This window comes from Hylemonella sp. P2_B10 (assembly GCF_056404875.1).
Genome location: NZ_JBFUDE010000004.1, coordinates 444,052 through 464,154 on the forward strand (window position 1 = coordinate 444,052; position 20,103 = coordinate 464,154).

Sequence of the window (20,103 nt, forward strand, 5' to 3'; positions counted from 1 at the left end):
GACCCCTTTGCAAGCACCATGGCCCTCCCTACCGCCTCCCAGCCCCTGACCGTGGCCGAAAGCAGCGGCTACAGCCGCACCTCGCTGCATGCGGACGTGCTACATTTCATCGACGCGCTGCGCGCACTGGGCGACCCGCGCCTGCATGTGGGCAGCTTTGGTGCCACGCCCGAGGGGCGCGCGCTGCCGCTGCTGGTGCTGTCCGAGCAGCAGCACTTCACGCCCGAGGCCGCCGCAGCCAGCGGCCTGCCGGTGGTGCTGGTGATCTGCGGCATCCATGCCGGCGAGGTGGAGGGCAAGGAAGCCGGCCTGATGCTGGCGCGCGACCTTCTGGCCGGCCACCATGGCGACCTGTTGAGCCAGCTGACGCTGGTGCTGGTGCCGCTGTTCAACGCCGACGGCAACGACCGCATTAGCACCGCCAACCGCCAGCTGAACCTGGCCAAGTTCGAAGGCCAGATCGGCCCCGAGGGCGGCGTGGGCACGCGCAACAACGCCGCCGGCATCAACCTGAACCGCGACTACATGCGCCAGCAGGCCGCCGAGATGCGCCTGTTGCAAACCCGCGTGTGCCAGCCCTGGAACGCCCATCTGGTGATCGACTGCCACGCCACCAACGGCTCCATCCACCGCTTCGCGCTCAGCTACGACATTCCGCACACGGTGCAAAGCGGACGGCGCGAGCCGATCGACTACATGCGCCAGCAGATGATGCCGGCGGTGCAGGCTGCAGTGAAGGCCAGCGAGGGGCTGGACACCTTCTGGTACGGCAACTTCCTGCGCGACGAGGGCGGCGAGGGCAGCGGCTGGATGACCTACACCCACCACCCGCGTTTTGGCGGCAACTACCGTGGCCTGACCAACCGGCTGGACCTGCTGCTGGAGACCTACGCCTACCAGCCGTTTGAAGCCCGTGTCCTGGCCACCTATGTGTTTGTGCGCGAGGCGCTGCGCTACGTGGCCGCCCACGGCGCCGACATCCAGCAATTGTTGGCGGCCTGCCAATTGCCACCGGATCAGGTGGCGGTGCGCTATGCGTTGCAGGCATTCCCTGACACCCAGGTGGACATCCTGACCCGCGCGCCCTACACGCTGCAAGGCCAGCCCATCGTTGCCCGCGTGCCGCACTTTGCCCATTTCGTGGCCGAAGAGCTGGTGCGCCGTCCACCGGCCTACGCCGTGCCGCCCGAGGTGGCCGAGCGCCTGCAAGGCCATGGCCTGAAGCTGCTGCAGGCCGCCCCTGGCACTCTGTTGCAAGTCGAGGTGGCCCGTGTGGGCGCCTTGATCTCCACCGCCGGGCGCGAAATCCTGGAGGCCAATGCCTCGTCCTACCTGCAGGCCAGCTACCAGGCTGAAACGCGGACCGTACCCTCGGGCTGGTGCCTGGTGCCCACGGAACAACAGCACGGCGCCATCGCCGTCTACCTGTGCGAGGCCGGCAGCGATGACGGCCTGGTCGCCTGCGGATGGGTGCCGCAACCCGCCCCGGGCGAGGAATTCCCGGCCTGGCGGGTCTGGTCACCGGTCTGACAACGGGGGCTGTTGGCCCACTTACAGCCGGTTACATCTGAAATCTGGCATACATACCTGTGGGTAGTCGCCGATGGCATCATGCCTCGGTCACACATGCTTTACAGAATTTTTACGAGGTCTAGACTGACCTGAAACATCGCCCACCCGGGTGTAGGCGATGCTTGAAGCTGAATTCGATCTGACCCCTATGGATATCCGCTCAGCCCACCAGATACCCACCTCCATCCCGCTGGGGACGCAACCCCGCTCGGTGTTGGACGGTTTTCTGCTGCGCATGGCAAACCGGGCCATCGTGCCTCACCTGAAGCAAGCCGTGGGCACCACCCCTGTGCCAGAGTATGTCGCGCGCAAGGGCACGGTGCGCTTGAGCTGGCGGGCGTTGCGGCGCGAACTGATCTACCGCCTGTCGGGCCAGACCACACTGCAAAGCCAGGCCGTTGCACCGCACTGGAAACGCGGCCTGTTCCTCTACTTCGGCGCCGAACAAATCGGCGACGCGTTGATGGACCTGGCGCCGCGCAGCCTGTTGCAGCAGGCCGGCCTGCGCATGGACCTGCTGACCAGCCCTGGCATTGCCAGCCTGTTCCAGGGCGACCCCTGGTTTGAACAGGTGGCCAGCGACCCCAGGGCGTTGGCGGACAGTGGTGACTATGACTTCGTCATCACCCTGAGCAACAAACGCCGCGCGCTGTTGCCCAAGCGCCGCCACTTCACCCATCTGCCCTGGTTGTCGCTGCACGAAAGTTTCTGCGGCCCCGACTTCGACCGTGGCGGTTTCGCCGCCCAGCGTCTGGCTGATGTGCTGGGCCTGCAATTGAGCCGCAACGCCTTTGATTTCCATGCTCGGCAAAAACTCCTGCCCCTGGAGGCGCCAGTCATCCAGGCCACGGCAGCGGCCCCGGTGGCCATCTGCGTCGGCGGCGTAGACCCCAGGCGCACCTACCAGCAGTGGCAGGCCGTGGTCGCACGCCTGGTCGCACAGGGCGTGCGCGATTTCCTGCTGGTGGGCAGCAACAACGGCGTGGCCAGCGCCCAGCAGTTGGCGGACCAATTCGCAGGCAGCGCCAGCATCAACAACCAGGTGGGGGCCACCACACTGGCCCAGACACGCGCGCTGCTGCAGCATGCCTCGGTGCTGGCCTGCACCGACGGTGGCCTGATGCACGTGGCCGCCGCCGATGACCAGGTCCCCATGGTGGCGCTGTTTTGCAGCACCATACGGCCGGAGTGGCGGCTGCGCCCGCAGGCCAGAGCGCTGGCCACGTTGAGTTCCGACACGGCGGACGTCAACGCCATCACGCCGGATCTGGTGGCCGACCATGTCTTGTCGCTGCACGCCTCGCGCACCACCATCGCCGCACTGCACGGTTGATGCTCCAGGGCGCCCCGCGTCGCCCGACAATTGGTTACACCGCCGCGGGGTACGGCCACTACACTGGCTGCCACCGTCCGCACGGATCACCTCATGAAGTCACGACATTCCCGGCCTCATCCAGGCCAAGCCCGGCACCGGTGTGCGCGCCTGCTGCAGGCCGGCACCGTGCTGCTGGCCCTGGCAAGCGGCCTGCCCACCGCGGCGGCCACGTTGAGCGTGGGGCCAGGAAAGCCCTATGCGGCGCCTTGCGGGGCATTGAAGGTGGCGGCCCATGGCGACACAGTGGAAATTGATGGCAGCAAGACCTACAGCGGTGACGTCTGCACCATCAGCGCCAGCAATCTGACCATACGCGGTGTCAACGGCCGCCCGAAGATCGACGCCGCCGGCCAGTACGCTGCCGGCAAGGGCATCTGGGTGGTGGCCGGCAACAACACCACGATAGAGAACGTGGAGATGTACAACGCCAAGGTGCCCGACCGCAATGGCGCCGCGCTGCGCGTGGACGGCCAGCACCTGACACTGCGCAACAGCTACCTGCACGACAACGAGAACGGCATACTGACCAGCAACGACGGCGTGTCCAATATCGTCATTGAAGGCTGCGAATTCGCGCACAACGGCTATGGCGACGGCTTCTCGCACAACCTGTACGTGGGCAAGGTGGCCAGCCTGGTGTTCCGCTACAACTACACGCACGACGCCGTGGTGGGTCACAACCTGAAGTCGCGCGCCGCCACCAACACCATCCTGTACAACCGTTTCTCCAGCTCACCCGCCGGCAGCGCCGGCGCCGGCCAGCCCAGCTATGAGATCGACCTGCCCAACGCCGGCACGTCCTACATCATCGGCAACGTGATCCAGCAACCGGCCAACAATGGCAACCCCGGCATGGTGACTTTCGGCGTCGAGGGTGCGACCAACCCCGGCAAGGATTTGTACGTGGTGAACAACACCTTCATCAATGACGACCCGTCGCGTGGCACATTCCTGTTCATAGGTGGCGACGTGACCACGCCGGTGCTGGCGCAGAACAACATTTTCGTCGGCTTGGGCACGGTGTCCACACAAGCAGGCACGCTGGACAGGAACAACCTGAAGGTCTCCGGCACGCAATCCCCGATGTTTGTGGACCGCGCCAACTACGACCTGCGCCCCGCCCCTGGCTCGCCGGCCATCGACGCCGGTGCCGACGCCGGCAGTGCCGCCAGCGGCATGGCACTGGCTGCCACCGAGGAGTACGTGCACACAGGGCGGCACCGCAGCCGAAGCGTCAGCGGCAAGTTGGACATAGGCGCCTACGAGGCCGCCAGCAACCAGGCTGTGGCCGACAACCGCATCGACTGCCTGTTCAACTGGGCCGAGAGCACACTCACCGCGCTGCTGACGCCCACCACCCCATCACAGATCGCAGCACCGTTCCGCTTCCGCTACTACGCCCAGGCCAACACCTACCTGGCAGCGTCCACGCTGGACAGCCATGTCTATGCCCTGGTCAATGGCCAGTTGACGGACCTTGGCCCGCAGCAGCCACTGCTGGCGGCCAGCGGTTGTGCCTGAGCGCAACGGCGGCGCCTTGCCCGCCTAACGCTGCGTCTTGTCCTTGGCGTTCTGCGCCTCGATGCGCTCGCGCGCCATTTGCCAGTCGGCGTCGCTCCACTCGCGCAGCTCGTAAAAATTGCCGCCCGTGGCCAGCGCGTTGCCACCGTCCATCATGATGGCCTGGCCGGTCAGCCAGTCGCACTGGCCCGGCGACATCAGGAAGCTGGCCAGGTTCTGCAACTCGCTCATCTGGCCGGTGCGCGCCATCGGGTTGTGGCGGCGGCTGCGCTCGCCGGGCTGTTCGCCCGGGTTCAGCCGCTTGCTCATGCCCTCGGTGGGGATCTCGCCCGGCCCCACCGCATTCAGCCGCACGCCATAGCGCGCCCACTCGATGGCCAGCGACTTCGTCATCACCTCGATGCCGGCCTTGCTCATGGCCGACGGCACCACGTAAGGCGAGCCGTTGTCCACCCAGGTGACGATGATGCTCATCACGTTGCGAAACGGCTGGCCGGCCTGCCAGCGCCCGTCCTTGGCCTCGGCCACCCAATGCTTGCCGACCGCCTGCGTGACGTAGAAGGTACCGTGGAACACGATGTTGGCAATGGCATCGAAGCCCCGCGGCGACAGCGCCTCGGTGGGCGAGACGAAATTGCCCGCCGCGTTGTTGACCAGCCCGGTCAGCCCGCCGCCGGCCCAGATTTCGTCCACCATCTCCTGCACCGCCGGTGCCACGCGGATGTCAACGCCAAAGGTGTCGATGCGCCGACCAGGAAATTTCTCACGCCAGACGGCGGCCGTGTCGTCGCACACGCTCTTGCGCCGGCCGCAGATGGCAATGTCCGCGCCCAGGCTCAGGAAGCGCTCCGCCATGGCCTGGCCCAGTCCGGTGCCACCGCCGGTGACCAGGATGCGTTGGCCTTGCATCAAATTGCTTGTGTACATGGTGTGTCTCCTTGTGGTCTGTCTATGTGATCGCTCAGGGCATTCTAGGCAGGCCCGTCACCATGCGTTGGGCTCTCTGTCTTCTGCGTGACCGTTTGGTATCCAAAGCCATGGTGCTTGGTTTGAGGATCAGGCCAGCTTGTTTGGCGTCCAGCATTCAACGTCGCGCAAGACAATGGACCCGATGTCGCTGGGGCGCGTGGCGGAGCGGAATCAAGGAGGAGGCCCGCAGGGCCGGGGGACATCCGCGTAGCCACGCGCACCAGCGGCGTCGGCAGCCAGCAGCTTTCTCCCCTCAAAGAGGACATATGGTCGCGCACAAGACAGCCCAGCACCCCGCAAACAGCAGCCCGTGCCTAAAATTCCCGCGAGTCCCGAACACAACCCAACAGGAGTGCAGCCATGGCCGCCCAAAAAGAATTCGACATCGTCGTGCACGGCGCCACCGGTTTCACCGGCCGGCTGGTGGTGGAGTACCTGATGGCGCGCTACCCCGCTGGCAGCGGCTTGCGCTGGGCCATGGGCGGGCGCAGCGCAGAGAAACTCGCCGCAGTGCGTGACGAGATCGGCGCACCGGCCAACACGCCGCTGGTGGTGACCGAAGGCACCGACCCGGCCAGCCTGAAGGCGTTGACCGACCGCACCCGCCTGGTGCTGACCACGGTCGGCCCCTACCAGCTGTATGGCAACGAGCTGGTGGCCGCCTGCGCGGCCAGTGGCACCGACTACGTGGACCTGTGTGGCGAGCCGGCCTGGATGCGCAAGATGATTGACGCGCATGAAGCACAGGCCAAGGCCAGCGGCGCGCGCATCGTGTTCTCCTGCGGCTTTGACTCCATCCCGTTTGATCTGGGCGTGTTCATGCTGCAAAACGAGATGAAGGCGAAATTTGGCCACCCGGCCAGCCGGGTGCGCGGCCGCGTGCGCCGCATGAAAGGCACCTTCTCCGGCGGCACCGCCGCCAGCCTGAAGGCCACCATGGCCGCCGCGATGAAAGACCCCGCAGTGCTGGAGCTGTTGCGCAGCCCGTTTTCGCTGACGCCCGGCTTCACGGGTCCGAAACAACCGTCAGGCAGCAAGCCAATGCTGGAGGAAGACCTGGGCACCTGGTCGGCACCATTCGTGATGGCGGCCATCAACACGCGCAACGTGCACCGCTCCAACTTGCTGCTCGGCCATGCCTACGGCACCGACTTCGTCTACGACGAGATGCTGTTCACCGGCCCCGGTGAAAAGGGCGAAGCCCTGGCCAATGCCGTGGCCAACGACAAGTCGATGAACTCAGACACCGGCCCCAAGCCCGGCGAGGGCCCGTCGAAGGAAGAGCGCGAGACCGGCTACTACGACGCGCTGTTCATCGGCCAGGACGCGCAGGGCAACATGGCGCGCGTCAGCGTGGCCGGTGACCGCGACCCCGGCTACGGCTCCACCTCCAAGATGATCGCCGAGTCCGCCGCCTGCCTGCTGCAGGATGTTGCCGGTGCAAAAGGGGGCATCTGGACACCTGGGGCCGTGATGGGCGATGCGCTGATCAAGCGGCTGGCCGCCAATGCCGGGCTGACCTTCAAGGTGGAATAGGCGGGCGCCGGCCTCATTCCCATTTCTTGAGAATGCGCGTCAGCTCGCCGCTGGCCTCCAGCTGCGCCAGCGCATGCCGCAGCTGGGCCTGGGTCGTGGGCTGGACATGTTGGCCCACCACCAGGTAGAGCCGCGAGCTGTACAAGCTGACCGGCAGGACCTTGAGCTTGTCCTGCAAGCCGGCAGCACGAATCACTGCCTGCAGCCCGAGCGCGCGGGTGAAGTAAAAGCGCCCGCGCCCCGCAGCCAGCTTGATCAGGTTGGCTTCGGGCGTGCTGGCGCCAGCGTCCATGCGCATGCCGCCACGCGCTTCCAGCACCTTGATGGTGGGAAATCCCTGGTTCACCAGTACCGTGTTGTCGGGTGCCAGCTGGCGCACGTCCTCCCAACTGCGAATGACCGCCGTGTCGTCATGGCGCGCCACCAGCACGAAGTTGATGGCCAGCATGGGCGGCTCGATGAAGATGAATCGTGCATCCCGCTCCTTGGTGTGCGACAGCGCGCAGGCGGCATCCTGCAGACCGGCGGCCAGTTCGGCCTCGACCCGGGCCAGCGGCACCCAGCGCTGATCGCCCACAAACCGCAACTCCGGCGCCAGCCGCTCAATGGCCCGCAACATGTCTATGCACAAGCCAACAATGGCCGCCGGCTGGCCTGCCGAAGCGCTGACAAACTTGGGTTCGGTCCCCTTCTGGGCCGCCACCTTGATCTCAGTCACCGCCTGTGCCGGCACCGCCACGCTGCACAACGCCGCGGCCACGGCGATGCGCCAACGGCTGACAAGCCAACGACCCCATGGCGACATCCCGGCTCCCAGGTTTACTGAACAGAAATTCAGACGCTGAACGACACAGTAACATCCCTTGGCCGGCACCGCAGCCCGTCACCGGAGTTTTCATCCATGCGCCTTCCCAGCCTGTTCAATTCGTCACGCGGCCGCATGGCCGCGTTCTTCCTGCTGTACATGACCGAGGGCATCCCTTTGGGCTTTGCCGCCACGGCGGTGGCCACCCAGTTGCGCCGCCAGGGCGTGGGGCCGGCGGAAATCGGCGCCTTCGTGGGCTCGTTCTACCTGCCCTGGGCTTTCAAATGGGCGGCCGGGCCGTTCGTGGATTCGATCTACTCACGCCGCCTGGGCCGGCGGCGCGGCTGGATACTGGTGATGCAGGTGCTGATGGCCGCCACGCTGCTGTCCACCATGGCGCTGTCGCTGCCGCAGCAGCTGGGCCTGTTCACCATCATCCTGCTGGTGCACAACAGCTTTGCCGCCATGCAGGACGTGGCCATCGACGCGCTGGCCGTCAACACCTTGGCCGAGAACGAGCGCGCCACCGCCAACGGCTTCATGTTCGCCGGTGCCAACATCGGCCAGATGGTGGGCGGCGCCGGCTCGCTGTTCCTGGCCGGCTACCTGGGCTTCCAGTCCACCTTCGTGTTCGTGGCGGCGTCCATCCTGGCCGTCACGGTGTTCGTGGTGCTGCCTCTGAAGGAGCCCGCCAGCCTGGTGCCTGAGGCGCCGCCGCAGGATTCGGCCATTCGCACCGCGTTGCGCGATATGCGCCAGTTCGCCCTCACAGCCTTCCGTTCCTTCGTCGGCACGCGCGGCGCCTTCGCCGCCCTGTTCATGGCCATGCTGCCGCCCGGTGCCATGTGTCTGGGCCTGGCGCTGCAAAGCAATCTGGCGGTGGAGCTGGGCATGAACGACGACCAGGTGGCCTGGCTCAGCCTGGGCAGCTCGGTGCTGGGCGCTTTAGGCTGCGTGGTGGGCGGACGCATTGCCGACCGCATCGACCGCCGCAAGGCGCTGAACGTCTACATCGGCCTGATGACGCTGCCGGTGCTGGCCATGGCCGCGGTGCTGTGGCAATACCACTGGATCATGCCGGTGGCCGAAGGCGCCAAGCGCCCCGACGTGGCGCCGCTGCTGCTGGCAGCGTTCTGGGTCGCCACCATGTTCTACGGCTTTGCCCAGGGCCTGATGTACAGCGCCGCCAACGCCAACCTGATGGATGTGACCAACCCGGTGGTGGCGGCCACCCAGTTCACCGCCTACATGGCGCTGGCCAACCTGGCCATCTCATACAGCGCCACCTGGCAGGGCATCGCCATCGAAGCCTGGGGCTACCCCGGCACCATGGTGCTGGACGCCCTGCTCGGCCTGGCCTACCTGCTGGTGCTGCCGCTGACACGGCGCCGGCAGGCCGACCCGCCGGGTTTCAACGACACGCGCGGTGCCGACCGGGCGCGCGCGTTTGCCCGTGCATTGGCGCTGCTGTGCCTGGCCTGGCTGCCGGTGTATGCGGTGCAGGACAGCCTGGGCAGCGCGCAGCCTATCGCCCACACGCTGTTCTCGCTGGTGTTCATTGCCAGCGCCCTGTTCCTGCTGGCCGGTGGCATGGTGCTGGGCGATACGGCGGCCAGCCCCATCGCCACCTGGGCCAAGCGGTTCGCACCGTTGCTGCTGCTGATGCTGGCCCGCACACACCTGGAAGGCCTGGCCCATCTGCTGTCGCCGCTGGTCACACTGCAGCAGTTGCAGAGCATCGGCCCGTGGCTGTTCTGCAGCCTGCCGGTGCTTGCCGCCGTGCTGCTGTGGCAGATGGCCGGTCAGCCCTGGCGGGGCCTGCACCAGCAGACCGCCGAGCCGCAGGCCGAAGGCACAGCGGCCTGACAGGTTGGCTCGCGCCCGCCCCGCCGCTCTTTCTCGCTCAACTCGGGTCCGGCACGAAACCGGGGAAGGGCTCGGGCGCGCCGCGCCGCCACGGCAGCGGTTGCGGGCGCGCAATGACGCCGCTGGCCAGCAGGTTCGGGTAGCTGTCGTAACGCAGCTTCACCACCTCGGCCGGCGTGTCGCTGGCGCGCTCGAACTCCGTGCGCGTCACCGGTGCGTATTCGCGCTCACCATGGCCCGTACCCAAGCGATCCAGCCGTTCCTGGCGCATCAGCGGCGCCGCCGCCATGCCCTTGGCGGCCGGTGCCGCCGGCGCGGCCTCGGCAGGGGCAGCATTGCTGGCCCCGCCGGCGCTTCTTGCGCTGTCGGCCGGGCTGTCCGCCCGGCGCGACGACAGCTCTGCCTCGCCCCAAACCGGCTGCGGGTAGCGTACGCGTTCGCGAAACACCGCTGCGCCGATCACGCCCACGTTGTCCGGCCGGCCGGTGCGCGCGGCGTACGAATCCGGCAGCGCGGTGAAGTAGAAGGCGGCGGCCTCCTGCCAGCTCTTGCGCCAGCCGGTGATCTCGGCGCTGGCATACGGTGCCAGCACGTAGCCCTGTTGCCCGGTGGCAGCGGTTTCGCCGCTGACGGCATTGACACCGTCCACCGACAACACCACCAGCACGCGCCCACCGCTGCGGTTGGTCAGGCGCACCGCATAGCGGTTGCCGGGGCGCCCGGCGATGTAGGACGCGCCCCGATGCTGATAGGCTGGCAGGGTCTCACCCTGGCTGCGGTCCACCACCGCCATGTCCACCAGCGCGCCCAGGCTCCAGGCCGGTGTGGCCAGGGTGGTGCACGCGGCAGCAGCGGCGGCCAGCAGCAGGAAACGGCGGCGGGAGGGTGTGGGCATGGTGTTTCTCCATCAAAAAGTTGCGATGGAGACTTGCACGGCGGAACACCGGCGGCGGGGTTAAGCCCATGAAAAGAAATTTGCCAAGCCGCAAAACCCCTGGCTTTGCCAACACCGCCTTCCCATCGATACTCGACCCAGAGCCGCGCGCAACCACAAGGAGAACCATGCCCTTCGAGCGATCCCCCATATTCCGGCACGCGATGGTTGCCGCGCTGCTGGCCTGCGCCGCCGCCGCCCAGGCCGACACCGGCAAACTGCTGCTGACCGGTGGCGTCAGCACCATCGATGGCGCCGCCGGTGGCGGCCTGACGCCTTGGGCGGTGATTGGCAGCAATGCCACCGATGGCGAAATCGGCTTCTCCGCCAACCTGACGCGCGTCAACACCACCGACTATGGGCTGACCACCTACGGCGCCGCCCTGGGCTTTTACAACCGCTTTGAGTTGTCGCTGGCGCACCAGGACATAGACACCGGCATCACCGGCGTGGGCCTGGGCGTGCCGGGTCTGCACCTGAAGCAGAGCATCCTGGGCCTGAAGGTGCGCGTGGCGGGCGAAGCCATCCTGGCCAGCGACAGCGCCATGCCGCAGATCGCCATCGGGCTGGAATTCAAGCAGCTGGCGTCCAGCGGCCTGGACGGCACGCTGAAGGCGCTGGGCGCCGACAAGACCGGCACGGATTTCTACGTCAGCGCCACCAAGCTGCTGCTGGCCCAGGGCATCTTGCTGAACGGCACGCTGCGCGCCACCAAGGCCAACCAGAACGGCCTGCTGGGCTTTGGCGGCACGCTGGGCTCGCCGCACGACAGCTACCAGCTGCGCCCGGAGTTCTCGGTGGCCTGGCTGCCGAACCGCCACATCGCCATCGGCGCTGAGTACCGCGCGATGACCAATAACCTGCAGGACGCCGGCCGCGCCGCCGGCCTGGGCGAAGGCCTGCGGGCTAGCGACTGGAAAGACCTGTTTATCGCCTGGGCACCGAACAAAAACTTCTCGCTCACGCTGGCCTATGTCGACCTGGGGCTGATTGCGCCGGCCACCACCGGTAACCGCCGGCAGACTGGTGGCTACCTGTCGGGGCAGTTCGCTTTTTAGTTCGCTCGCGGCTCCTGCTGGGTTGAAGTCAGCCGCGGAGCAGAGTGCCGTGGCGGCCTGATCCTCGCTACAAACGTTGGCGCGGATTCAGTTCTGCGGCGCGTCGACCAAGATGGCCCGGAAGTCGTTGACGTTGGTCAGCGTCGGCCCGGTGACGACCGAGTCGCCCAGCGCCTGGAAAAAGCCGTGGCCGTCGTTGTTGTCCAGGCTGGCGCGCGGATTGATGCCTTGCGCCCAGGCTCGGGCCAGGGTATCGGGGCCGGCCATGGCGCCGGCTATCTCTTCGGCGCCGTCCACGCCGTCGGTGTCGCCCGCCATCGCGTAGACGCCGGGCAGGCCATCCAGACCTACGGCCAGCGACAGCAGGAATTCCACGTTGCGTCCGCCTCGGCCTCTACCTTTCAGCGTCACGGTGGTTTCGCCGCCGGACAGCAGCACGCAGGGCGTGGTGAACGGCTGACCCTTGGTGGCCACTTGGCGTGCGATGCCGGCCAGGGTCTTGCCCAGATCCTTGGCTTCACCTTCCAGGCTGTCGCCCAGGATGTAGGGCGTGTAGCCGGCGCGGCGTGCCACCTCGGCGGCTGCCTCCAGCGCGATCTGCGGCGCGGTGGTCATGCGGGTTTCGGCACGGATCAGCCGCGCGTCGCCGGGCTTCACGGTCTCACCCCGGCCGCTTTGCAGCAGTGTGCGCACAGCTTCGGGCACGGTGATGCGGTAGCGGTCGATCACCGCCAGCGCATCGGCGCAGCTGGTGCTGTCGCCCACCGTGGGGCCAGAGGCAATGTCCATCGGTGAATCGCCCGGCACGTCTGAGATCAGCAGCGTCACCAACTGTGCCGGGTGGCAGGCGGCGGCCAGGCGCCCGCCCTTGATACCCGACAGGTGCCGGCGCACACAGTTCATCTCGCTGATGGTGGCGCCGCTGGCCAGCAGAGCGCTGTTGACGGCTTGCTTGTCGGCCAGCGTCAGGCCCTCGCCCGGTTCGATCAGCAAGGCCGAGCCACCGCCGGAGATCAGCGCGATCACCAAGTCGTCCTGCGTCAAGCCGTTGACCATGGCGCGTATGCGCTGCGCCGCCAGCTGGCTGTTGGCGTCGGGCACCGGGTGCGCCGCCTGCATGATCTCAATGCGCTGGCAGGGCACCTCGTAACCGTAGCGGGTGACCACCAGGCCCTCCAGCGGGCCAGGCCAATGGTCTTCCAGCGCACGCGCCATCGCGGCCGACGCTTTGCCGGCGCCGATGACGATGGTGCGGCCCTTGGGCGGCGGCGGCAGGTGCGGTGGCAGGCACAGCTGCGGCTGCGCGGCGGCCACGGCGGCATCGAACATGCCGCGCAGCAGTTGCTGCTTGTCGTCGGGAATCACGTTGCGCTGTTGTTTTATGCGGCCTTGGCCACCTCGTGGCCGGCCATCAGTTCCAGCGCCTTGACCAGCGCTGAATGGTCCTGCTCCGCCAAGCCGTTGGCCGCGCACACCTGCATCAGCTGCGCTGCATTAGCAGTCTGCGGCAGCGCCACGCCCAGTTCGCGCGCACCGGCCAGCGCCAGGCCCAGGTCCTTCTGGTGCAGCTTGATGCGAAAGCCCGGGTTGAAGGTGCGCTTGATCATGCGCTCGCCATGCACTTCCAGGATGCGGCTGGCCGCAAAGCCGCCCATCAGCGCCTGGCGCACCTTGGCCGGGTCGGCACCAGCCTTGCTGGCAAACACCAGTGCCTCGCTAACAGCAGCAATGTTCAGCGCCACGATGATCTGGTTCGCCACCTTGGTGGTCTGGCCGTCGCCGTTGCCACCCACCAGCGTGATGTTCTTGCCCATCTTTTCGAACAGCGGCTTGACCTTCTCGAAGGCCGCTTCCGGCCCGCCGACCATGATGGTGAGGCTGGCGGCCTTGGCGCCCACCTCGCCACCGGAGACCGGGGCGTCCAGGTAATCGGCACCCAGCGCGTTGACCTTGGCGGCAAAGCGCTTGGTCTCCATCGGCGAGATGGAGCTCATGTCCACCACCGTCTTGCCCTTGGACAGGCCCTCGGCCACGCCGTCCTTGCCAAACAGCACGGCTTCGACGTCGGGCGTGTCGGGCAGCATCAGGAACACCACGTCGGCGGCACGCGCCACGTCAGCGGGAGAGGCGCAGGCGGTGGCGGCGGCCAGCGCCTCAGGCACCTTGCTGCGGGTGCGCACGAACAACTCGTTGCCGGCGGCCAGCAAATGGCCAGCCATCGGGGCACCCATGATGCCCAAGCCTATGAAACCAATCTTCATGATGTCTTCGTCCTCGTTCAAAAAATGTCAGTAGGTGCCGCCGTCGGCCTTGGGCGCGGCGGCGCGCATCTTCGCTATCACCTGCTGGGCGCCAGCCGCCATCAGGCGCGCGTCGGAGCTGATGGTGGTGAACTGGAAGCCCTTGGCGATGCGCTTCAGCGCCGCCTCCGGCGTGCCGTTGTGGATGCCGGCCACCACGCCGTGCGCCTTGGCGCGCGCCAGGATGTGGTCCACCGCCTCGGCGGCTTTCGGGTCCAGGTCATCAAAGGTGGGGTTGCAGCCCAGCGCCAGAGACAGGTCCGAGGGGCCGATGTAGATCGCGTCCAGCCCCTCCACGCTCAAGATGCTGTCCAGGTTGTCCAGTGCTTTCGCCGTCTCGATCATCGCGAAGGTGACGATGGTCTCATTGGCGTGCTTCGGGTAATCGGCACCGCCATACAGCAGCGCGCGTATCGGGCCAAAGCTGCGTGTGCCCATGGGCGCGTAGTGGGTGTATGCCACCAGGTTCTGCGCGTCCTCGCGGGTGTTCACCATCGGGCAGATGACGCCATAGGCGCCGGCGTCCAGCGTCTTCATCAGGATGCCGGGCTCCAGCCAGGGCACGCGCACCACCGGCACGGTGTTGGTGGTGGAGATGGCTTGCAGCATGGGCACCATGGCCTGGTAGTCCACCACGCCGTGCTGCAGGTCGATGGTCAGCGAGTCCCAGCCCTGGTGGGCCATGGTCTCGGCGGAAAAGCTGCTGGGCACGGCCAACCAGCCGTTGACGACGGCGCCACCGGCCTTCCAGATGCTGCGCAAGCGGTTTTCTCTCATGAGTTGCTCCTGTTGGTGAGGGATGCCTGGCGCCTTCAGCGCACCAGGCAGGGTTTCTTGGGGTCGAACTTCCAATTCGGGATCAGGTACTGCATGGCCACCGCGTCGTCGCGCGCACCCAGGCCGTGCTGCAGGTACAGCTGGTGGGCTTGCTCCACCTTCGCCATGTCCAGCGTCACGCCCAGGCCCGGGGTCTTGGGCACCTGCACATGGCCGTTGATGATCTGCGGCGGCTGTTGCGTCAGCCCATGGCCGTCCTGCCAGATCCAGTGGGTGTCTATGGCCGTCACCTTGCCGGGTGCGGCGGCGGCCACCTGCGTGAACATGGCCAGCGACACATCGAAATGGTTGTTGGAATGCGAGCCCCAGGTCAGCCCCCAGTCGCGGCAGGTCTGGGCTACACGCACCGAGCCGGCCATGGTCCAGAAATGCGGGTCGGCCAGCGGAATATCCACGCTTTGCAAGGAGAGCGCATGCACCAGCTGGCGCCAGTCGGTGGCCACCATGTTGGTGGCGGTGGGCAGACCGGTGGCGCGGCGGAACTCGGCCATCACCTCGCGGCCGGAGTAACCATTCTCGGCGCCGCAAGGGTCTTCGGCATAGGCCATCACGCCATGCAGGTCGCGCGTCAGGCGCACCGCCTCATTCAACGACCAGGCGCCATTCGGGTCCAGCGTGACGCGGGCCTGCGGAAAGCGCGCATGCAGCGCGCGTATGGCTTCCACCTCGGCCTCACCGGCCAGCGCGCCGCCCTTCAGCTTGAAGTCGTTGAAGCCATAGCGGGCGTGTGCGGCCTCGGCCAGGCGCACCACCGCTTCGGGTGTCAGTGCCACCTCATTGCGCAGGCGGAACCAGTCGTTGTCCGCACCGGGCTCTGTCCGGTAACCAAGGTCGGTTTTGGTGCGGTCGCCGATGTAGAACAAATAGCCCAGCATCTCCACCGCATCGCGCTGCTGCCCCTCGCCCAGCAGTGCTGCCACCGGCACACCCAGGTGCTGGCCCAGCAGGTCCAGCAGCGCCGACTCGACGGCGGTGACGGCGTGGATGGTGGTGCGCAAATCAAAGGTCTGCAGGCCGCGCCCGCCGCTGTCGCGGTCGGCAAAGCGCTGGCGCATCGTGGCCAGCAGCGCATGCATGTTGGCGATGGGCTGGCCCACCACGATGGCGGCGGCGTCTTCCAACGTGGTGCGTATCTTTTCACCGCCGGGCACCTCACCGATGCCGGTGTGGCCGGCACTGTCGGTCAGCATCAGCAGGTTGCGCGTGAAGTACGGGCCATGCGCACCGGACAGGTTCAGCAGCATGCTGTCCTGCCCGGCCACCGGAATGGCGCGCAGCGACGTGATGGTGGGGGTGCTGGATGGGTTCATGTCAGTAGCGAATCATAGCATGGTAGCGGTACCAAGTTGCATCAATTTGGCGGCTGGCGGCCGCTTGTCCCCAGTATCACGCACTGCCCCGCTCCACGATGGCAAAGCCCACGTCCACGATGCGCTCTTGCACCGCATGGCCTTCGGCGCGGGCAATCAGGTATTGCGCGGCCTTGAGGCCGATCTCTGGGCCGTTGATGCGCACGGTGGTCAGGGCAGGCAGCGCGTCGGCTGCCAGCGGCATGTCGCCAAAGCCGACGATGGACAGGCGCCCGGGCACCGCCATGCCCCGCGCGCCGGCCTCGGTCATCACCCCCAGCGCCAGCAGGTCGGAGCTGCAGAACACCGCATCCACCTGGGGCAACTGGGCCAGCATCTGCCCCAGTGCCTCGCGCCCGCTGCCCAGCGAGCGCGACGCGCCCACGTTGATCACCAGCGCCGGTGCCAGCTTGTGGCGCGCCAGCTCGTCCTGGAAGGCCTGGGCGCGGCGCACGGCGCGCTCGTCGTCGGCACGCACCAGCGCAAAGCGCTTGCGGCCTTTCTTGATCAGGTACTGCGCCACCTCGCGGCCAATGTCGGCGTGCGAAAAGCCCACCAGCATGTCGATCGGGGTGGGCGTCAAATCCCAGGTCTCCACCACCGGGATGCCCGAGGCCAGCAGCCGCGTGCGCCCCTTTTGTGACAGCATGATGCCGGTGAGGAAGATGCCGTCGGGCCGGCGGCCGATGATGGCCTCCAACAGCGCCTCCTCGCGCTGCTGCGAATAGCCGCTCTGGCCCAGCATCAGCTGATAGCCGGCCTCAAACAGGTGGTTGTTCAGCGACTCGATGGTCTCCAGGAACACCGACATCACCATGCTGGGCACGACCGCCGCGATCAATCGGCTGCGCGATGAGGCCAGGCCGCCGGCCATGCGGTTGGGCACGTAGCCGGTGCGCTCTATCGCCTCCAGCACGCGCTGGCGTATCTCGGGCGACACCTGCGCCGGCGTGTTGATGGTGCGCGAGGCGGTGATGGGCGCCACGCCGGCCAGCTTGGCGACGTCGCGCAGCGTGATGGCGCCGCTGCCGCGGCGGCTGCGCTTGGCCGTGCTGGGGGGGTCCTTGTCAGGCATGGCGGCATGATAACTCGGGTACCGCTACCAAACAACATCATCGCCCGCAGCATCGGCCTCAGCCAAACGTGAACGCAAACACCCTCGCCCCCGGCGCCAGGAAGCGGATTTCAACCGTGCGGTCTTTCACCGCGCCCTGCTGGCGCACCAGCTGGTACAGCCGTTCGCCGCTCACTTGGCCACGGCCGCTGGCATCCACATCCACCCCCTTGTCGACACCCGGCGGCTGGCCATCCAGCGTCAGCACGAAGGGCACCGGCTTGCCGTCCGCTGACGGCCCCATCACCAGGTGCAGGTCGCGCGCGTGAAAGCGCAGCACCAGCGCACCGTTGCCACCGGCCAGCTCGGTGTGTTCGGGCTTGGCCAGCCAGTCACCCGACAGGCCCCAGGCATTGAGCCGCAGGTCTTTGCCCATGCGGTAATCGTGGCGGCGCTCCGGCACGAAGCCGCCCACCGGCGAGGCACCGGCCTTGCGGTAGCCCAGGTAGGTTTCCGGCGTGCGCAGGTTGTCCGGGTCCGGCGCCAGGCCCACGCCCATCTGCTGAACTGGCAGCACAGGTGCATGCACGGTCGCACCAGGCACCGCCGCGCCGGCCTCGGCCAGCAGTTGCTGAAGGGCCCGCTCGGACTGCTCGTGCCCGCCCTCGCCGAACTGGCGGTGCCGCAGCCGGCCCTGCGCGTCGATGAAGTACAGCGCCGGCCAGTACTGGTTGTCAAAGCCGCGCCAGATGGCGAAGTCATTGTCCAGTGCGACGGGGTAACCCAACTGCAAATCCATCACCGCGCGCCGCACGTTGGCGGGAATCTTCTCGAACGCAAACTCTGGTGCGTGCACGCCCACAACGACCAGGCCCTGGCTGGCGTAGCGCTCGTTCCATGCCCGCAGGTAGGGCAAGGTGCGCAGGCAGTTGATGCAGGAATAGGTCCAGAAATTCACCAGCACGACCTTGCCGCGCAGCGCGGCCATGTCCAGTGGCGGACTGTTCAGCCACTGCGTGGCGCCATCCAGCCGCGGCTGCAGGGGCAACACAGGCAAGCGGGGAAGTTGCAGGCCGGCGGCCGCGGGCCTGCCGGCGACAGAGGGCGGCTGCACGCGGTCCAGCAAGCGTTGCTCCAACGCCGTGGTGTTGTCGGCGGACAGCTGCGCCAACGCGCCGGTGTCCACGCCCAAGGCCATGGCCGCGACGCTGACCAGCGCCACGCCACCGGCAAACTTCCTGAACCACTCACCCAGCGGCAGCGCACCCTTCAACCAGGCCAGCAAGCGCCTGCCCGCCAGCAGCGCGACCGCCAATGAGGTTGCGGCACCCGCCGCATAGGCCAGCAACAACGCGCCGCGCGTGCCGGGCCCACCCAGCGCCGCGCCCGTCAGCACCAGGCCCAGCACGGGGCCGGCGCAGGGCGTCCACAGCAGGCCGGTGGCCATGCCCACGACCAGTGACGACTGCAGAGAGGAAGCCTGCTGCATGCCTGCCTTACGCGCCAGCAGCCTGTCGCCCACCGACACCAGGGGTTGCATCAGCGCTTGCGCCAGACCCGGCAACAGCAGGCTCAACGCGAACACCGCCAGCAGCGCCAATGCCGCCGCACGGCCATATTGGCTGACCTGCACCAGCCAGCCACCACTCAGGCTTGTCAGCGCGGCAGCGACGGCGAAACTCAGCGCCAACCCGACCAGCAGCGGCAGGCCGCTGCGTAGAAAAGGTCTGTCCGCACGCGCAAGCACGAACGGCAGCACCGGCAGTATGCAGGGGCTGATGATGGTCAGCACCCCGGCCAGAAAGGCGATGATCACCAGCGTCATGGCGGCGTCCATCACCATTGCGCCACGTCCAGCACCGCCTGGGCGAAAGCGGTGGGCGCCTCTTGCGGCAGGTTGTGGCCGATGCCACCGCCCAACTGGCGGTGCTGGTACTTGCCGGTGAAGCGCTTCGCATACGCGGCGGCCGGCGGGTGCGGCGCGGCATTGGCGTCGCCCTCCAGCGTGATGCTGGGCAGGACCAGGCTCTGCACACCTGCCAGCCGGTTTTCCAGTTCCGCGTAGTCGGTTTGGCCATCGGCCAGGCCCAGGCGCCAGCGGTAGTTGTGCACCACGATGGCCACGTGGTCCGGGTTGTCCAGCGCCAGCGCGCTGCGCTCGAAAGTGGCGTCGTCGAAGCGCCATTGCGGCGAGGCCTGGTTCCAGATCAGACGGGCGAAGTCCTTGCGGTTCTTGTCATAGCCCAGACGGCCGCGCTCGGTGGTGAGGTAAAACTGGTACCACCAGGCCAGTTCGTCGCTTGGGGCCAGCGGCTGGCCACCGGCAGCGCGGTTGGTCACCAGGTAGCCGCTGACTGACACCAGCGCTTTCACGCGCTGCGGCCACAGCGCCGCCATCACGCAGGCGGTGCGCGCGCCCCAGTCGCAGCCGGCCACCACCGCCTGCTCTATGCCCAGTGCGTCCAGCAGCGCGATGGCGTCGGCGGCGAAGGCTGTCTGCTGTGCGTTGCGCACGGCGCCCTGTTGCAGGAAGCGCGTGCTGCCATAGCCGCGCAGATGGGGCACCAGCACGCGAAAGCCAGCGTTCGCCAGCTGCGGTGCCACGTCCACATACGTATGGATGTCATAGGGCCAGCCGTGCAGCAGCAGCACGGCCGGGCCGTTGGCCGGGCCCAGCTCGGCGTAGCCGATGTTCAACGGGCCGGCGTTGATCTGGCGCAGCTTGCCGGCAAAGCTGTTGGCAGCGGCAGGCTGCGCCGGCAACGCGGCCGCCACCGATGGGCGGGCCAGCGCCAGTTGCGCGCCGGTCAGGGCGGCGAGAGAGAGAAAACTTCTGCGGCTGGAGTGGTTGGTCATGGCAAGTCTATGGATCCGAAGTGGAAGAAATGAAAAAGAAAAAGAAGGAAGAGCAACTGGTGAATTCGTTG

General features: G+C 67.2%; 16 protein-coding genes. 6 read left to right on the forward strand and 10 right to left on the reverse strand.

The window, feature by feature from the left end:
- Positions 1 to 18 precede the first annotated feature (18 nt).
- From AC1DX2_RS19890 to AC1DX2_RS19900, 3 genes are all read left to right on the forward strand, one after another.
- Positions 19 to 1,530 (forward strand): M14 family metallopeptidase, encoded by a 1,512-nt coding sequence (locus AC1DX2_RS19890; RefSeq protein WP_477198134.1) that lies wholly within the window; start codon positions 19 to 21, stop codon positions 1,528 to 1,530.
- Positions 1,531 to 1,720: 190 nt separating this feature from the next.
- Positions 1,721 to 2,905 (forward strand): glycosyltransferase family 9 protein, encoded by a 1,185-nt coding sequence (locus AC1DX2_RS19895; protein ID WP_477198135.1) that lies wholly within the window; start codon positions 1,721 to 1,723, stop codon positions 2,903 to 2,905.
- Between the two features lie 93 nt (positions 2,906 to 2,998).
- A complete protein-coding gene (locus AC1DX2_RS19900) occupies positions 2,999 to 4,468 on the forward strand; it encodes a right-handed parallel beta-helix repeat-containing protein (protein ID WP_477198136.1) in 1,470 nt (489 codons plus the stop codon).
- A gap of 24 nt (positions 4,469 to 4,492) precedes the next feature.
- Here AC1DX2_RS19900 and AC1DX2_RS19905 read toward each other — a convergent pair whose 3' ends face one another.
- A complete protein-coding gene (locus AC1DX2_RS19905) occupies positions 4,493 to 5,395 on the reverse strand; it encodes an SDR family oxidoreductase (protein ID WP_477198137.1) in 903 nt (300 codons plus the stop codon).
- Positions 5,396 to 5,797: 402 nt separating this feature from the next.
- Here AC1DX2_RS19905 and AC1DX2_RS19910 point away from each other — a divergent pair, with 402 nt between their 5' ends.
- Positions 5,798 to 6,973, forward strand: coding sequence for a saccharopine dehydrogenase family protein (locus AC1DX2_RS19910; protein ID WP_477198138.1), 1,176 nt, complete (start codon positions 5,798 to 5,800; stop codon positions 6,971 to 6,973).
- 13 nt (positions 6,974 to 6,986) lie between these two features.
- Here AC1DX2_RS19910 and AC1DX2_RS19915 read toward each other — a convergent pair whose 3' ends face one another.
- The gene (locus tag AC1DX2_RS19915) at positions 6,987 to 7,733 is read right to left on the reverse strand and encodes a substrate-binding periplasmic protein (RefSeq protein WP_477198139.1); all 747 of its coding nucleotides are present in this window, start codon (positions 7,731 to 7,733) and stop codon (positions 6,987 to 6,989) included.
- Positions 7,734 to 7,874: 141 nt separating this feature from the next.
- Between AC1DX2_RS19915 and AC1DX2_RS19920 the strand changes: the two genes are divergently transcribed.
- Positions 7,875 to 9,644: an MFS transporter gene (locus AC1DX2_RS19920; protein WP_477198140.1), complete on the forward strand. Its 1,770-nt coding sequence runs from the start codon at positions 7,875 to 7,877 to the stop codon at positions 9,642 to 9,644.
- A 37-nt stretch (positions 9,645 to 9,681) separates the two neighbouring features.
- Here AC1DX2_RS19920 and AC1DX2_RS19925 read toward each other — a convergent pair whose 3' ends face one another.
- The gene (locus tag AC1DX2_RS19925) at positions 9,682 to 10,539 is read right to left on the reverse strand and encodes a hypothetical protein (RefSeq protein WP_477198141.1); all 858 of its coding nucleotides are present in this window, start codon (positions 10,537 to 10,539) and stop codon (positions 9,682 to 9,684) included.
- A gap of 167 nt (positions 10,540 to 10,706) precedes the next feature.
- Here AC1DX2_RS19925 and AC1DX2_RS19930 point away from each other — a divergent pair, with 167 nt between their 5' ends.
- On the forward strand, positions 10,707 to 11,636 hold the full coding sequence (locus AC1DX2_RS19930) for a DUF3034 family protein (RefSeq protein ID WP_477198142.1): 930 nt from the start codon (positions 10,707 to 10,709) through the stop codon (positions 11,634 to 11,636).
- A gap of 87 nt (positions 11,637 to 11,723) precedes the next feature.
- Here the strand turns inward: AC1DX2_RS19930 and AC1DX2_RS19935 are convergent, their stop codons facing one another.
- The 7 genes from AC1DX2_RS19935 to AC1DX2_RS19965 all read right to left on the reverse strand — a co-directional run bounded on the left by AC1DX2_RS19935 (position 11,724) and on the right by AC1DX2_RS19965 (position 20,032).
- Positions 11,724 to 12,965 carry a glycerate kinase type-2 family protein gene (locus AC1DX2_RS19935; protein ID WP_477198383.1) on the reverse strand — a complete coding sequence of 414 codons (1,242 nt, stop codon included), beginning with the start codon at positions 12,963 to 12,965 and terminating at the stop codon, positions 11,724 to 11,726.
- Positions 12,966 to 13,015: 50 nt separating this feature from the next.
- Positions 13,016 to 13,897: a 2-hydroxy-3-oxopropionate reductase gene (locus AC1DX2_RS19940; RefSeq protein WP_477198143.1), complete on the reverse strand. Its 882-nt coding sequence runs from the start codon at positions 13,895 to 13,897 to the stop codon at positions 13,016 to 13,018.
- 27 nt (positions 13,898 to 13,924) lie between these two features.
- Positions 13,925 to 14,713 (reverse strand): HpcH/HpaI aldolase family protein, encoded by a 789-nt coding sequence (locus AC1DX2_RS19945; RefSeq protein ID WP_477198144.1) that lies wholly within the window; start codon positions 14,711 to 14,713, stop codon positions 13,925 to 13,927.
- Between the two features lie 35 nt (positions 14,714 to 14,748).
- Positions 14,749 to 16,083 carry a glucarate dehydratase gene (gene gudD / locus AC1DX2_RS19950; protein WP_477198145.1) on the reverse strand — a complete coding sequence of 445 codons (1,335 nt, stop codon included), beginning with the start codon at positions 16,081 to 16,083 and terminating at the stop codon, positions 14,749 to 14,751.
- Between the two features lie 76 nt (positions 16,084 to 16,159).
- Positions 16,160 to 17,197, reverse strand: a complete 1,038-nt coding sequence (locus tag AC1DX2_RS19955; RefSeq protein WP_477198146.1) for a LacI family DNA-binding transcriptional regulator — start codon at positions 17,195 to 17,197, stop codon at positions 16,160 to 16,162.
- A 58-nt stretch (positions 17,198 to 17,255) separates the two neighbouring features.
- Positions 17,256 to 19,001, reverse strand: a complete 1,746-nt coding sequence (locus AC1DX2_RS19960) for a cytochrome c biogenesis protein DipZ (protein ID WP_477198384.1) — start codon at positions 18,999 to 19,001, stop codon at positions 17,256 to 17,258.
- A gap of 11 nt (positions 19,002 to 19,012) precedes the next feature.
- A complete protein-coding gene (locus AC1DX2_RS19965; protein WP_477198147.1) occupies positions 19,013 to 20,032 on the reverse strand; it encodes an alpha/beta fold hydrolase in 1,020 nt (339 codons plus the stop codon).
- Positions 20,033 to 20,103 lie beyond the last annotated feature (71 nt).